General features: G+C 61.4%; 16 protein-coding genes. 5 read left to right on the top strand and 11 right to left on the bottom strand.

Annotation, left to right across the window (positions count from 1 at the left end; genetic code table 11):
- The first annotated feature begins 215 nt into the window (after positions 1–215).
- The 4 genes from TAN611_RS14950 to TAN611_RS14935 all read left to right on the top strand — a co-directional run bounded on the left by TAN611_RS14950 (position 216) and on the right by TAN611_RS14935 (position 4100).
- A complete protein-coding gene (locus tag TAN611_RS14950) occupies positions 216–1019 on the top strand; it encodes an alpha/beta hydrolase (protein ID WP_203066653.1) in 804 nt (267 codons plus the stop codon).
- A complete protein-coding gene (locus tag TAN611_RS14945; RefSeq protein ID WP_187044450.1) occupies positions 1016–1387 on the top strand; it encodes a RidA family protein in 372 nt (123 codons plus the stop codon). Before TAN611_RS14950 ends, TAN611_RS14945 begins: the two co-directional genes overlap by 4 nt.
- Positions 1388–1489: 102 nt before the next feature.
- Positions 1490–2680 carry an amino acid aminotransferase gene (locus tag TAN611_RS14940; protein ID WP_203066652.1) on the top strand — a complete coding sequence of 397 codons (1191 nt, stop codon included), beginning with the start codon at positions 1490–1492 and terminating at the stop codon, positions 2678–2680.
- Between the two features lie 16 nt (positions 2681–2696).
- Positions 2697–4100 (top strand): amino acid permease, encoded by a 1404-nt coding sequence (locus TAN611_RS14935; RefSeq protein WP_111736820.1) that lies wholly within the window; start codon positions 2697–2699, stop codon positions 4098–4100.
- A 56-nt stretch (positions 4101–4156) separates the two neighbouring features.
- On the opposite strand, the gene TAN611_RS14930 is transcribed toward TAN611_RS14935, so the two are convergent.
- Entirely contained in the window at positions 4157–4585 is a 429-nt protein-coding gene (locus TAN611_RS14930; protein WP_203066651.1) for a hypothetical protein, read from the bottom strand.
- Positions 4582–5280, bottom strand: coding sequence for a hypothetical protein (locus TAN611_RS14925; RefSeq protein WP_187044451.1), 699 nt, complete (start codon positions 5278–5280; stop codon positions 4582–4584). Before TAN611_RS14925 ends, TAN611_RS14930 begins: the two co-directional genes overlap by 4 nt.
- A gap of 192 nt (positions 5281–5472) precedes the next feature.
- Here TAN611_RS14925 and TAN611_RS14920 point away from each other — a divergent pair, with 192 nt between their 5' ends.
- Positions 5473–5880: a putative T6SS immunity periplasmic lipoprotein gene (locus tag TAN611_RS14920; RefSeq protein ID WP_203066650.1), complete on the top strand. Its 408-nt coding sequence runs from the start codon at positions 5473–5475 to the stop codon at positions 5878–5880.
- Between the two features lie 45 nt (positions 5881–5925).
- Here the strand turns inward: TAN611_RS14920 and paaY are convergent, their stop codons facing one another.
- The 9 genes from paaY to paaE all read right to left on the bottom strand — a co-directional run bounded on the left by paaY (position 5926) and on the right by paaE (position 14704).
- Positions 5926–6522, bottom strand: coding sequence for a phenylacetic acid degradation protein PaaY (gene paaY, locus TAN611_RS14915; protein WP_105231745.1), 597 nt, complete (start codon positions 6520–6522; stop codon positions 5926–5928).
- Positions 6523–6533: 11 nt separating this feature from the next.
- On the bottom strand, positions 6534–7475 hold the full coding sequence (gene paaX, locus TAN611_RS14910; protein WP_105231744.1) for a phenylacetic acid degradation operon negative regulatory protein PaaX: 942 nt from the start codon (positions 7473–7475) through the stop codon (positions 6534–6536).
- Positions 7476–7566: 91 nt separating this feature from the next.
- Positions 7567–8874: a phenylacetate--CoA ligase PaaK gene (gene paaK, locus TAN611_RS14905; protein WP_197949866.1), complete on the bottom strand. Its 1308-nt coding sequence runs from the start codon at positions 8872–8874 to the stop codon at positions 7567–7569.
- A gap of 10 nt (positions 8875–8884) precedes the next feature.
- Entirely contained in the window at positions 8885–10096 is a 1212-nt protein-coding gene (gene pcaF / locus TAN611_RS14900) for a 3-oxoadipyl-CoA thiolase (protein ID WP_203066649.1), read from the bottom strand.
- Positions 10093–10533: a hydroxyphenylacetyl-CoA thioesterase PaaI gene (paaI, locus tag TAN611_RS14895; RefSeq protein WP_203066648.1), complete on the bottom strand. Its 441-nt coding sequence runs from the start codon at positions 10531–10533 to the stop codon at positions 10093–10095. The genes pcaF and paaI overlap by 4 nt, the downstream gene beginning before the upstream one ends.
- Positions 10530–12065, bottom strand: a complete 1536-nt coding sequence (locus TAN611_RS14890; RefSeq protein ID WP_105231740.1) for a 3-hydroxyacyl-CoA dehydrogenase — start codon at positions 12063–12065, stop codon at positions 10530–10532. The genes paaI and TAN611_RS14890 overlap by 4 nt, the downstream gene beginning before the upstream one ends.
- Before the next feature lie 2 nt (positions 12066–12067).
- Positions 12068–12859 (bottom strand): 2-(1,2-epoxy-1,2-dihydrophenyl)acetyl-CoA isomerase PaaG, encoded by a 792-nt coding sequence (gene paaG, locus TAN611_RS14885; RefSeq protein WP_105231739.1) that lies wholly within the window; start codon positions 12857–12859, stop codon positions 12068–12070.
- Between the two features lie 3 nt (positions 12860–12862).
- Positions 12863–13636, bottom strand: coding sequence for a 2,3-dehydroadipyl-CoA hydratase PaaF (gene paaF / locus TAN611_RS14880; protein WP_105231738.1), 774 nt, complete (start codon positions 13634–13636; stop codon positions 12863–12865).
- 9 nt (positions 13637–13645) lie between these two features.
- On the bottom strand, positions 13646–14704 hold the full coding sequence (gene paaE / locus TAN611_RS14875) for a 1,2-phenylacetyl-CoA epoxidase subunit PaaE (RefSeq protein WP_203066647.1): 1059 nt from the start codon (positions 14702–14704) through the stop codon (positions 13646–13648).
- Between the last annotated feature and the right edge of the window lie 2 nt (positions 14705–14706).

The raw sequence follows: 14706 nt of genomic DNA, 5'->3' as shown, positions 1-14706 counted from the left end.
GCGACCGCAATCACAGTTAAGCAATATGATGACGACGCGATGTCGCAGGTATTTATTGGCTGATTTGCGGAAAAAAGTTTCACCGGTAAAACTTTATCGCGCAATCATTTATTTTATTCTACCGGACGCGCATTGCGTTTGTTCACTTCTTGACAACATTTTGACCGGTTGCTAATAGTTAATCCATATATTAAATAATAAACAAAGTTCAATATATGAAACTAATGCCGGGGAGTTATGATAATGGCACTACGGTGGATAATGAGGCGGAAATTCTGGCTTCATTTCAGCACCGCAGCCGCGAGATTTATCAAAGATTCAATTTTGACGGTGATATTCCCTATGGAGAATTGCTGCGTCAAACCATTGATTGGCTATATTCTCCCCATTCGGTTGTCGGCACGCTGATATTTATTCACGGCGGTTACTGGCAATTTTGTAATAAAGAAGATTTTGCCTTTATCGCTGCGGTGCCGCTGACTCTGGGGCTGGACGTGGTGTTGGTGGAGTATAGCCATGCGCCGCAGGCGACGCTGACGGATATCGACGGGGAAATCGGCGCGGCGCTGAGCGAGATCCAACGCCGGCTGGCGCAGCGACCGCCGTGCGGGCCGGTCTATCTGGCCGGGCATTCGGCCGGCGGGCAGCTGGTTGCCCGCTGGCAGCAGCATCCGCTGGCGGATGCGGTATTCCCGATCAGCGGTATCTTTGAGCTGGAGCCGCTGCTGTCTACCTACGTCAACCACCGCCTGCAGCTGACGGCGGCCGAAATTGCCGCGCTCAGCCCGGCGCGGCATATTCCCGCACGGCTTACGCCGATGACGCTGTTCTACGGCGCGCAGGAGCTGCCGGAGCTGATCGGCCAAAGCGAACACTACTGCCAGGCGCTGCGTCAGCAGGGCTTGTCGGTCGGGCTGCAGGCGGTGGCCGGCGCCAATCATTACAACGTGCTGGACGCGCTGTTTGCCGCCGACGGGGCGTTGATTCATCTACTGCAACAGGGGGAAGATGGCCGATGAGAACCATCGTCGACACCGGGCTGCCGGATATCGGGCAGCCCTTTTCATGGGCGACACGCGGCGGCGGTATGCTGTTTACCGCCCACGGCCCGGTGCGTGCGGACGGCACGATTGAAACCGGCGCGGCGGAGCGGCAGATAGCGCTGACGTTCGATAATCTGGCGCAAACGCTGCGCGCCGCCAACAGCCACAGCGATAACGTGCTGCAGGTGATTATTTATCTGACCGACGTGAATGACGTCAAACTGCTCGATGAAATATATAAACGCTATTTTAATCCGCCTTATCCCAACCGTTCGACGGTCATTGTCGATAAACTGGTGGTGCCGGGAATGAAAATAGAAATTACCGTCAGCGCCTGCGATTAAGTTATTTAAATAATCTGCTTATTAACGCCGTGCCATTTTTATTTGGCGGCGTTATTTATTCCATTTACCTGCCGGCCCATTAATGATGGGCTAAGGATAACTATGTTCGCACATCTGCAACCTTCCGCCGCCGATCCTATTATGTCGTTAATGGAGGCCTATTTACGGGATGATAATCCGCAAAAGGTTAATTTAGGTATCGGCCTGTATTACGACGGACAGGGCAATATCCCGCTGATGCAGGCGGTGCGGCAGGCGGAGCAACGCTTACTGACGCAGGGTCATCCGCACGGTTATCCGCCGATTGAAGGCAGCGCGGCCTTTGCCGCGCAGGTACAGCGTCTGCTGCTGGGCGAGGAGGTCTCCGCATGCGGACTGGCGACGGTGCAGACGGTCGGTGGTTCCGGGGCGCTAAAGCTGGCGGCGGATTTTCTGCGTGATTATCTTTCCCGCGAGGAGATCTGGCTGTCAGACCCGACCTGGGCCAACCACGGGGCGATTTTCGCCGGCGCCGGCCTGCAAACGCACAGCTATCCCTATTTTGACGATATCGCCGGCGAGCTGCGCTTTGAGGCGATGCTGGAGTGCTTCAACGGCCTGCCGGCCGGGGCGGTGGTGTTATTGCATCCCTGCTGCCATAACCCGACCGGCACCGATCTGACGCCGGCGCAGTGGCGCACGGTGATTGAGGTGATGCAGCAGCGTCGCCTGCTGCCGCTGTTTGACATCGCCTATCAGGGATTCGGCGACGGTCTGGAGCAGGACGCCTATGCGCTGCGCGCGGCGCATCGGGCCGGGCTGGACTGCCTGATCGCCAACTCATTTTCCAAAAACGCGGCGCTGTACGGCCTGCGGCTGGGGGCGTTGACGCTGTGCTGCGGCGATGCGCAGACGGCGTCGAATGCGCAAGGCGCGCTGAAAACCCTGATCCGCCGCAGCTACTCCTGCCCGCCGACCCACGGCGGCCGAATTATGGAAACCATTCTGACGGATGATGCACTGCGTCACCTGTGGCGCAGCGAACTTGACGCCATGCGCGATCGCATCCGTCAGATGCGCCTGCGGCTGGCCAGCGGGCTTGAGCAGGGCGGTTCGGCGCTGGACTACCGGCGAATTCGCGACCAGCGCGGCATGTTCAGCTACACCGGCCTCAATCCGCAGCAGTTGGAGACGCTGCGGCGGCGCTACGCCATCTACCTGGTGGCGCCCGGCCGCATGTGCCTGCCGGGCCTGAACCTGAACAATATCGACTATGTCGCCGACGCCATTCTGGCCGTTTCCCGCAGCGTGTGAACAAGGTGGATTAACGATGAAAGATCAGGCGCGTTTTGATGAAATCGCCCGGCGGCAGGGCGGGCTGAAAAAGCAGCTGACGGCCGGGCAGATGTCGATGCTGGCCATCGGCGGCGCGATAGGCACCGGCCTGTTTCTCGGCAGCGCTTACGCGATACAGATGGCCGGGCCGAGCGTACTGCTGAGCTACCTGATTGGCGGCGTGGTGGCGCTGCTGCTGATGGGCTGCCTGGCGGAGATGACCTCGCAGCACCCGACCTCCGGTTCGTTCGGCGATTACGCGGAGTTTTACCTCAGCCCGCTGTGCGGTTTTTTAGTGCGTTACTCCTACTGGTCGTGCGTGGTGCTGGCGGTGGGCACCGAGGTGACCGCCATCGGCATGTATATGCAGTTCTGGTTCCCGGATACGCCGGCCTGGCCGTGGGTGCTGCTGTTCTCCGCCGCGGTGGTCGTCATTAATCTGGTCGGCGTGAAGTCTTTCGGCCAGGTGGAGTATGCGCTGTCGGCCATCAAGGTGCTGGCGATTGGTGCGTTTATCGCCATCGGCGTCGGCATCCTGATCTTTTCCGCCAACCCGCATTTTGGCCTGCACAACTTTACCGCCGGCGGCGGCTTTTTCCCGTTTGGCCTGAGCGGCATGTGGTTTGCGGTGATCGTGTCGATCTTCAGCTACCTGAGCATTGAGATGATTGCGGTAGCCGCCGGCGAGGCGAAAAATCCGGTGGTGGCGGTACGCAGCGCCTTTAAGGGCACTATCTTACGGCTGTTTATCTTCTATATGCTGTCGATTGCGCTGATGCTGGCGATTGTGCCCTGGCGCCAGTCCGGTACCGGGGAAAGCCCGTTTCTGGTGGCGATGAACGTCATCCACCTGCCGGCGGCCGGCGGTATCTTCAACTTTGTCGTGCTGATTGCCGCCCTGTCGGCGATGAACAGCCAGCTGTATATCACTACCCGCATGATGTTTTCGCTGGCGCGCGCCGGGCAGGCGCCGGCGGCGCTGGGGCGGGTCAGCAAGCGCGGAATCCCGCTCAACGCGCTGGCGATGTCATGCATCGGCATTGTGGTGTCGATTGTGCTGAGCCTGGTGGCGCCGGAACAGTCCTTCGCCGCGATGATGTCGATATCGGTGTTCGGCGCCTGTTTCACCTGGCTGATGATTTTTATCACTCACCTGTTTTTCCGTCGCCATCACGGCGGGACGCATCTGAAGTTCCGCATGTGGGGCTTCCCCTATACCACGTTGCTCGGGGCGGGGCTGATGCTGGCGCTGATGATCTCCACCGCCTTTACCGACTTTTTCCATATGACGCTGTGGTTCGGCATCCCGTTTACCCTGCTGCTGGCGGGCATCTATCTGTATCGCCTGCGCCGCCGGCCGGCGGCCCACGCGGTGAGGCCGACGCCGGGCATGGAGTAGCGGGGCGGAAGCGCCTCCTGCAGGAGGCGCGAAGTGTCCGTTAAGATACCGGAAAATTATGATGTGAAATCATAGACTACTTGCACAACGACACCTTTTTCACTTTTCAGTTTCATGACCATGACCGTTTCCACGGGGTCTTTGCCTTTCCAGCATTCATTGTCAATATTACAGTTATCCTGACGCTGGTAGCCAATGGATGTCAGGTAATTATCAATTTTGCTGGTATCCTCAGTCGCGTAAAAGTTTACGGCGTACACATGCGTTGAAGGACCTGTAATGTTGGCGAAGTCAAAGTCATAACGCGGGGAGATTCGTGGCATTTTTTTCAGGATATCTGGGGTATAAAATGCATACTCTCGCTGATCCTGCTCGGTATAGTGTGCACTGCCGGCAAACTCCATCTGGATTAACGGCCAGGAATAGAGCAACCCCGCGACAATCAGCACTGCCACGATGCCAACGATTTTCGACGACTTTTTCATAATGGCAAGATTCCCCCTCGTGCTCTGTCGATAAATGAGCCATTGCGAGACGCTACTACAACGTTGCCAGATTTGAAATCGCTATAAGGCCGGATTGTCTTCATAAAAGGGGGCAATTCTCCCAGACGTGGTTTGGCATGGGGGTATCTGACCGGGTCAGGGAATAATATTGGCAAGAAACAGGTGTTTTTGAACGATCCAATCGGACCATAGTGATCCCAACGTTTTAGAGCTTCTGCTTTACTGACAGGGCGCAGCAGTGGAAATGGGTTGTGAATAGACATCACGCGATAGAAACCCAGTAAGTCGGAAACCAGATCTTCACCACTAAAACCGCTGTCCGTCACTAGGTTGATGGGGAATGATGATTGGAATGCTTCAAACTTTCGCGCTAGTGTTGTCATCATCGCGAGAGCAATACTTTGTCGTTCATTATATGAACGCCCCCTCTTAATGCGCCAGGTAATGAATTTACCCATTTTAATGGTGTAGGTGGGATCGGTCATCGATTGTGAATACGTAACATTGTATTCATCCTGTCCGGAAGATTCACCAGCGTTAATTTTTCGCATCAATCCCCTGATGTCATTGCCCCGCGCATGACCTAAATCAATCCATCCAAGAACTTCGGTGTAAATCAATCCGTTGGATCTACCGTAATCCCGTCCATCAATGATGTCCTTTTTTTTACTCATCCTTAATCCTATCTTCCTGTTTGATAGATAGGTTTTAATATACGGCTAGGCTAACGTATGGCAATATATTTTCTCTTTCGTTGAACCTGAATATCGACTCGCTCTCATTATTTCTCAGATAAATAAAAAAATTAAATACATTATCTGAAAATAATGTGGAAAATTTATAAATTCGGGTAAGGACTCACCATTGTGCTAAATATCAAATTAACCATTGTGGTCTGTAGCGCTGTGCTGCTGGTCGCCTGCGAGTCCAGGCTGCTGGATATCCAGCCTGCCGACGTGACTATTAAAGATAACCGTCTGTGCGTGTCTATCCCGGCAGGGAAAAATGAATACCTGAACGGATTACAAATCGTTGATGCTGAGGGCCGCATTTTCCGCAAATACTTGGCTGCAGACGCCAGCGTGGCGCCTATTCCTGTACTTTCCGGCCGCTGTATTCCTGATTTCGGTTATCCGTTTAACGCGGGCGGCCAATATGGTATCCAGGTGGAAACTTTCTTTACCGATGCCCGGCGGCCCGGTGGGAACAGCTACTCGGCGTCGTTCAGACTGTACCGCGAGCAGGGCGTGCTCAAGGTGGCCAGGGCAGGGTGACGGGGCGTCCGTGGCGGCAGGGTCAGCGTTAACCCCGCCGGCGGATTACAGCTGGCTTTTCGGCACCAGACGATCGCCGAAGGTCAGGCGCTGGCGGTCTGGCTCGGCTTCGCTCAGCGGCGCGACTTCCCGCAGGGTGGTTTTGCAGCGCGTCACCAGATCCTGATACTCCTGGGTGCCGACGCGTTTCCAGGCCAGCTCCTGTTCGCTCAGCTCGCGCAGCACCCGCGCCGGGCTGCCGAGCACCAGCTTATTGGCGTCGAACACCGCCGCGGCCTTGATAAACGAACAGGCGCCGACGATGGTGTTTTCACCGACGACCGCGCCGTCCATCACCACCGCATTCATGCCGACCATCGCGTTGCGGCCGATGCGGCAGCCGTGCAGGATGGCGCCGTGGCCGATATGACCATCCTGTTCCACCACCGTGTCCTGCTGCGGGAAACCGTGCATCACGCAGTTGTCCTGAATATTGGCGCCGTCCTCAATCACCAGCCGGCCAAAGTCGCCGCGCAGGCTGGCGTTGGGGCCGATATACACCCCTTTGCCGATAATCACATCGCCGATCAGCACCGCCGTCGGGTGAACATAGCTGCTGGGGTCGACCACCGGCGTCAGGCCGTCAATTTGATACACAGGCATGTGGCTACTCCTCAATAGGTGACGTTATCGCGCGGCAGGCCGCCAAAGCGCCGGTAATAGCCGGCGGCGGGCGCCGGCAGGGCGCCGATGGTGGTTTCCGCCAGCGCGCTGACATACTCCGTCGCGGCGCGGTCGACGCGCTGATAAATATTGATGCACAGGTTGCGGGCGATTTGTCCCTCCCACTGGGCGGGCAGCAGCGCATCCGGCAGCAGCGGGTCTTTCAGCACCACGCGGCGGAAGAAGTGAATTAATAATAGCTTGATCTGGAAGCAGCGCCGGGGCGTCAGCACCGCGTCGTCCGCCTCGCGCAGCAGCGCCATCAGCGGGCGAAAAGAGACGATAAACTCATGGTAATAACCGGCGACCTGCTCCAGCGCCCAGCAGTCGGCCACCCGCTGGCGCAGGGTGGTTTCGGAGCGGGCGTAGGGGTAGTCGGCGCGGAAGTAGATCACCTGTTCGCTGGCGTTCAGCTCGCCGAGCAGGGCAGTGACGTCGGTCTGCGCGTGCGTCGGCGCCGCCATCAGGTTACTGGCCAACTGGCCGAACCCCAGCCAGCCCAGCTCCTTCTTCAGCCGCGCGCGCTCGCTTTTTTCCGCCGTTTCCAGCAGCAACAGCTCCCACTTGCCGTCCCATTCCGGCTGTTCACTCAGGTAAATTTTGGATTCGGCGTGGCGAAACTGGCGCATGCCCTGTTCGGTTACACGGTAATAGCTGCGGCGGCCGATTTTCTCCACGTCGAGCCAGCCCTCTTTTTGCAGCCGGAATACCGAGGTGCGCACAAAGCGATCGCCAAACCCCATCGATTCCAGCAGGGCGCTCAGGCTGCCCAGCCACACTTCGCCGCCGCGATGGCTCAGCGCATCGCCATACAGGGAAATAATCAGCGACGTGCCGCTAATCGGCTGAGCCTCTAAAGCATGGTGGATAAAGTCATCCAGTTTTTGTTCCATATTTTTCCACGAGTTAGGCTACGGTGACTCACCACATTACCATATCCCCCGGCGGCTGCCAGCGGCGGCGCCATCCCTGGCGTCGGCGTCGTCAGCGGGGACGCAGGTCGACCACCCGCTGCGCCTTGCCTTCCGAGCGCGGAATATCGCCGCAGTTGGCGATGCTGACGTCGGTGCTGACGCCGACGATCGATTTGATATGGTGGCGCAGCTGATGGCAGATATCGCAGCGCTGCTGGTGGCTGAGACTGAGCGCCGACTCTTTGAGTTCCACCCGCACCGCGAGCGTATCCAGGTGGCCGGCGCGGCTGACCTGCAGCTGATAATGGGGCGACAGCTGCTCGAACTGCATAATCTGCTCTTCAAGCTGCGACGGGAAGACGTTGACGCCGCGGATGATCAGCATATCGTCGGAACGACCGGTGATTTTGCCCATGCGCCGCATCTGGCGCGCGTCGCCCGGCAGCAGGCGGGTCAGATCGCGGGTGCGGTAGCGGATCACCGGCAGCGCCTCTTTGGTCAGCGTGGTGAACACCAGTTCGCCGTGCTCGCCGTCCGCCAGCGGCGCGCCGCTGTCCGGGTCGATAATTTCCGGCAGAAAGTGGTCTTCCCAGATGGTGGGGCCGCCGCCGCTTTCGGCGCACTCCATCGCCACGCCTGGCCCCATCACTTCTGACAGGCCGTAAATATCCAGCGCCTTGATGCCCATGCGGCTTTCTATTTCATGGCGCAGCGCTTCGGTCCACGGCTCGGCGCCGAACACGCCGATACGCAGCGAGCAGCCGCGCGCGTCGCCGCCCAACTTGCGCTCCAGCTCGTCAATCAGCGTCAGGCAGTAGGACGGGGTGACCATAATCACGTCGGGCTTAAAGTCGAGAATCAGCTGCGCCTGCTTTTCCGTCTGGCCGCCGGACATCGGGATCACCGTCGCCCCCAGCCGCTCTGCGCCGTAGTGGGCGCCCAGCCCGCCGGTAAACAGGCCGTAACCGTAGGCGACGTGCACCTTATCCCGCGGCGTGGCGCCGGCGGCGCGCAGGCTGCGGGCGACGATGTCGGCCCAGTTGTCGATATCGCGCTGGGTATAGCCCACCACCGTCGGCCGTCCGGTGGTGCCGGAGGAGGCGTGGATGCGCACCACCTGTTCCATCGGCACGGCGAAAGTGTCGAACGGGTAGTTATCGCGCAGATCCTGTTTGGTGGTGTAGGGGAACAGCGCCAGATCGCTCAGCTGGCGTAAATCGTCAGGGTGGACGCCGGCCTGATCGAATTTGCGTTTATACATCGGCACGTTTTGGTAGGCGTGGTTCAGGGTCCACTTCAGGCGCCGTAGCTGCAGTGCTTCAATCTCATCGCGCGAGGCGAATTCAATGGTGTCGAGGGGCTGGGGATTGGTTGTCATTATTTTGGCCTCAGTGTTGGACGCGTTCAATAATCATGGCGATGCCCTGACCGACGCCGATGCACATGGTGCACAGCGCATAGCGGCCGTCCCGCCGTTCCAGTTCGTGCATGGCGGCCAGCGCCAGTCTGGCGCCGCTCATGCCCAGCGGGTGTCCGAGTGCGATGGCGCCGCCGTTGGGGTTGACCTGCTCGGCGTCGTCCGGCAGGCCGAGCTGGCGCAGCACCGCCAGCGCCTGGGCGGCGAACGCCTCGTTAAGCTCAATCACGTCCATTTGCGCCAGGCTCAGCCCGGCGATTTCCAGCACCCGGCGGGCGGCCGGCAGCGGGCCGATGCCCATCAGACGCGGCTCCACGCCGCAGGCGGCGGTGGCGACAATGCGCGCGCGCGGCGTCAGCCCCTGCTGTTGCGCCATTGCCTCCGAGGCGACGATCAGCGCCGCCGCGCCGTCGTTAACCCCGGACGCGTTGCCGGCGGTCACGGTGCCGGGCTGGCGGAACGGGGTTTTCAACGCCTGCAGTTGCGCCAGCGAGGTTTCAGGGCGCGGGTGCTCATCGTCACTGACCTGGATAAGCGCACCTTTTTTCCCCGCAATGCTGACCGGCACGATTTCCTGCGCCAAAATGCCGGCGGCCTGCGCCCTGGCGGCGCGCTGCTGGCTGCGCAGGGCGAAGGCGTCCTGATCGGCGCGGCTGATGTTGAACTGTGCGGCGACGTTTTCGGCGGTTTCCGGCATCGAGTCGGTGCCGAACTGCTGCTGCATCAGCGGGTTGACGAAACGCCAGCCGATGGTGGTGTCGAACAGCTGCGCCTGACGGCTAAAGGCGCTGTCGGCCTTGCCCATCACCAGCGGCGCACGGGTCATCGACTCTGCACCGCCGGCCAGCACCCAATGGGCTTCGCCGGCCTTGATGCTGCGGGCGGCCATTGCCAGCGCGTCCAGGCCGGAGCCGCACAGACGATTGATGGTGGTGCCGGAAACGCTCTGCGGCAGCCCGGCCAGCAGCAGCGCCATGCGCGCCAGGTTGCGGTTATCTTCCCCGGCCTGGTTGGCGCAGCCGAGGATCACATCGTCAACCTGCGTCCAGTCGGCCTGCGGGTGGCGCGCCATCAGCGCCCGCAGCGGCAGGGCGGCCAGATCGTCGGCGCGCACCGTCGCCAGCGCACCGCCGTAGCGGCCAATCGGCGTGCGTACGCCGTCGCAGATGAAGGCGTGGTTCATGGCTGTTCCTCCAGGACCTGATGGCCAAGGCGATGGGCGCGGCCGCGGAACCAGGCCACGGTTTTCCCCTGTTGGTTGATAATTTCCACGTCGTACAGCCCGGTGGTTTTTCCCTGATGGCGCACTTCGGCGCTGGCGATCAGCCGGTCGCCGGCCAGCGCCGGGCGGATAAAGTCGATGCTGCAGCCGGCGGCGACCGCCGCCAGCCCCTGACTGTTGCAGGCGTAGGCGAAGGCGGTATCGGCCAGGCTGAACAGCTGGCCGCCGTGGCAGGTGCGGTGACCGTTCAGCATCTGCTGGCCGACCTCCATACTGACCTGCGCAAAACCGCAGTCGACCGCATCCAGACGCATGCCCATCGCCTGGGCGCAGCTGTCTTGTTGAAACATATGTTCGGCGCAGCGTTGCGCCAGCGCGCGCGGCGTATTGGCGTTCATTGTTCGGCTCCTGAAGGGGGAAGGGCGTGACCGGCGGCGCAGCGGCGCAGCAGCGGCATCGGGCGGTAGCGTTCTTCAAGGTAGAAGCGCTGCAGGTTTTCCAGCGTGGCGAGGATCTGTTTCCAGCCCAGCGCCTGTCCCCAGGCCAGCGGCCCGCGCGGATAGTTAACCCCGAAACGCATGGCGTTATCGGTATCGGCCGCGCTGGCGATGCCTTTGTTGACCACGTCCAGTGCCTCGTTGACCAGCATGGCGACGGTGCGCATCACCAGCAGACCGGGATAATCCGGCAGTGTGATGACCCGTTTGCCCAGCGACTGCAAGCATTGAATCACTTTGGCGTTGTCCTGAGGGTTGTTTTGCGCCGCGCAGCCGATCGCCAGGGTATTTGCCTGCCGGTAGTCGGCTGACAGATCGAACAGCACCACCGGCGTGCCGATGTCTTCGGCGACCTGACTGGCTGACTTACCATTTGTTAACATAAAAGTAACATCATCGATCATCGCCAGCGGGCTGGTCTGGCCGGGTTGTTTGACCGACGCCGCATTTTCCGTCAGCAGCGCGGCGAAATCCGCCAGCGGCGACCAGTCGCCGTGCAGCGTGACCCGAGCAGCCGGGCCGGCGTTAGCGGCAGCGGCGTAGCTGGCCTGCGGTGCATCGACATCGTCGCCATAGCGGTAAAAACCACGGCCGCTTTTGCGCCCCAGATGGCCGGCGGCCACCCGCTCCTGCTGCAACAGCGACGGGGTGAAGCGCGTGTCGTTGAAGAAAGCGTCGAACACCGATTGGGTAACGGCGAAGTTAACGTCCTGGCCGATCAGATCGGTCAGCTGCAGCGGCCCCATGGCGAAGCCGCCGGCGTCGCGCAGCACGGCATCCAGCGTCGCCGCATCGGCGAGCTGCTCCTCCAGCGCCCGCAGCGTTTCGGCATAGAACGGCCGGGCGACGCGGTTGACGATAAAGCCCGGCGTCGAACGGCACACAACCGGTCGTTTGCCCCATTGCTGCGCCAGCTGGCTCAGGCGATCGCACGTCGCGGCGCTGGTTTCCAGCCCGGTGACGATCTCTACCAGCTGCATCAGCGGCGCCGGATTGAAAAAGTGCATGCCGGCCATGCGTTGCGGGTGGCGCAGCGCGGCGGCGATAGCGGTAATCGACAGCGATGAGGTGTTGCTGGCGAACACCGTGTCGGCCGGACAAATCGCTTCCAACTCGCGGAACAGGCTCTGTTTGACCGCCAGCTTTTCCGCTACGGCCTCGATCACCAGCGCGCTGTCGGCCAGTTCTTCCAGCGCCTCGGCGATGCGGATGCGGGCCAGCAGCTGTTCGCTGGCGCGGCGATCCGCCTTGCCGGCCTCGACCCGGCGCATCAGGCGCTGGCTCAGTGTCTCGTAGGCGCGCTCGGCGGCGGCGCGGTCAATATCGAACACGGTGACCGGATGCCCGGCGGCGGCGGCCACCTGCGCGATGCCGATGCCCATGGTGCCCGCGCCAATCACCGCAACGGGTGAGGTAAGGGGAATTGCGTTCATGATTATTTTCCGCTGAAGACCGGTGGGCGTTTGGCGAAGAATGCGCTGACGCCTTCGCGATAGTCGTCGCTGCGGCCGCCAAGGCGCTGCAGGTCGCGCTCCAGATCCAACTGTTGGTCCAGCGTGTTGGTGGCGGCGCTGTAGATGGCTTTTTTGATCAGCCCCAGGCCGTAGGTCGGCTGGGTCGCCAGATGGCGCGCCAGCGCCCGGGTATGGGCCTCCAGTTCGCTGCCGTCCACCACCTGCCAGATCATGCCCCACTCCTGCGCCTGACGGGCGCTGATTTTATCGCCGAGCATCGCCATGCCCATTGCGCGCGCGTGGCCTGCCAGACGCGGCAGGAACCAGCTGCCGCCGGAGTCCGGCACCAGCCCGAGTTTGCAGAAAGATTGGATAAAATTGGCGTTGTCGGCGGCGATAACGATATCGCAGGCCATCGCCAGCGCCGCGCCGGCGCCGGCGGCTACGCCGTTCACCGCGCAGACGATCGGTTTGGGCAGCGCGGTCAGACGGCGGATCAGCGGGTTATAGAAACGCTCGACCGACAGGCCGAGGTCCGGCGCCTGTTGGTCGGCGTTGACGGTGCGATCGTTCAGATCCTGCCCGGCGCAGAAGCCGCGTCCGGCGCCGGTCAGCAGGACGCAGCGCACCGCCTCGTCGCGTTCGGCGAGAGTCAGCGCTTCCGCCAATTGGTGGTGCATCTCATCGTTAAAGCTGTTCAACCGGTCGGGGCGGTTCAGCGTGATGGTCAGTACGCCGGCGTCGAGGTGAGTGAGAATCAGGTTGTTGTCCATGGATCAGCGCCCTTTATAGTGTGGGGTACGTTTTTCGAAGAAGGCGGCAATGCCTTCACGGCGGTCTTCGGTGGCGGCCAGCGCGGCAAACTGCTGGCGCTCCATGGCCAGCCCCTGCGTCAGCCCGGTTTCCTCCGCCTGGCGCAGCGCCTGTTTGGCGGCGCGCAACGCCAGCGGCGCCTGTTGCGCTATACGTGCAGCCACCTGCTGCGTGCGCTCCAGCGTCAGCGCGTCGACGCATACCTCGCTCGCCAGTCCGCTCTGCAGCGCCAGGCGGGCATCAATGGCCTCGCCGCTCAGCACCATCTGGCTGGCGCGGGATTTACCGACGCAGCGAATCAGCCGCTGAGTGCCGCCGGCGCCCGGCATCAGGCCGAGGGTGATTTCCGGCAGGCCGAAGCGGGCGCTTTCGCCGCAGATGACGATGTCGCAGGCCAGCGCCAGCTCGCAGCCGGCGCCGAGCGCATAGCCGTTGACCGCCGCCAGCAGCGGCTTGCTGAACTGGGCCAATTGCTGCCACAGCAGCGGGCGCGGGTCACGCAGGGTGGCGGGCAGATCTTGCTGCTGCAGTTCACGCAGGTCGGCGCCGGCGGCAAAAAAACGCGCGCCGCCGGCGATCACCACCGCGCCGGTGTCGTCGTCGGCCTCGGCCTGTTCCAGCCGTTCGATCAGCTGTTGCAGGCAGGGGGTGCTGAGCGCGTTACGCGCCTCCGGGCGGTGCAGCGTCAGGGTAAGAACGCGACCCTGCCGCTCGTGCAATATCCAGGGGGTAGTCATCGGCGGCTCCTAAACGTCGAAATCCAACGTCACGCCGTCGCCTTTCGGCCACGACTGACAGCTGAGGATGTAACCGGCGGCCAGCTGGTCCGGCTCGAGGCTGTAGTTGACGCCCATCTCGACTTCGCCGGCGGTAAGCTTGCATTTGCAGGTGGCGCAGACCCCGCCTTTACAGGCGTAGGGCAGGTCCGCCCCCTGACGCAGCGCGGCGTCGAGAATGCTGTCGTCCTGCGCCGTGACGTCGATCTCCTGCCGGCGACCGTCGAGCTGAATCGCCACCCGGGTGGCGTTGCGGCTGGCGGCATCGGCCGGTCTGGCGCTGACGCCGCTGGTGTTGAAGCGTTCGCTGTGGATGCGCCCGGCCGGAATGCCGGCCTGCTCCAGTACGCTGTGGGCGTCGTCCATCATCGCTTCCGGGCCGCAGATAAACGCATGTTGATAGTCGCGGTAGTCGAGCAGCGTGGCGCCGATAGCCTGCAGGCGTTCGCGGTCAATGCGGCCGCTGAGCAGCGGGCTGTCCAGACTCTCCTGGCTGAACAGGTACAGCGGCTGGAAGCGTTGCGGGTAGCGGTTTTTCAGATCGGACAGCGCTTCTTTGAACATCACCGAGCGACTGCTGCGGTTGCCGTAGATCAGCGTGAACTGGCTGTCCGGTTCCAGCAGCAGCGTGGCTTTGATAATCGACAGCATCGGCGTGATGCCGGAGCCGGCGGCGATGGCCAGATAGTTGCCGTGGCGCTCCGCCTGCGGCTGGTAGCCGAAGCGCCCCTGCGGCACCATCACCTCCAGCGCGTCGCCGACCTTGAGCCGTTGATTGACAAATGAGGAAAAACGCCCCTGATGAATGGCCTTGACGCCGATTTGCAGCAGCCCGTCCTGCGGCGCGCTGCAGATGGAGTAGCAGCGGCGCAGCTCTTCGCCGTCGAGGCTGGCTTTCAGCGTCAGGTGCTGGCCGGGGGTATAGCGGTAGGCGCTTTTCAGTTCGTCGGGCACGCGCAGGGTAATGGCGACGGCGTCCGGCGTTTCGCGTTCAATAGCGGCGACATTCAGGCGATGAAAAACCGTCATGA

This window comes from Serratia sp. Tan611, assembly GCF_905188235.1.
Lineage (GTDB): Bacteria > Pseudomonadota > Gammaproteobacteria > Enterobacterales > Enterobacteriaceae > Serratia_B > Serratia_B rhizosphaerae.
Note: the sequence above shows the minus strand (reverse complement) of the source record. Positions and strands in the feature narration are given on the sequence as shown.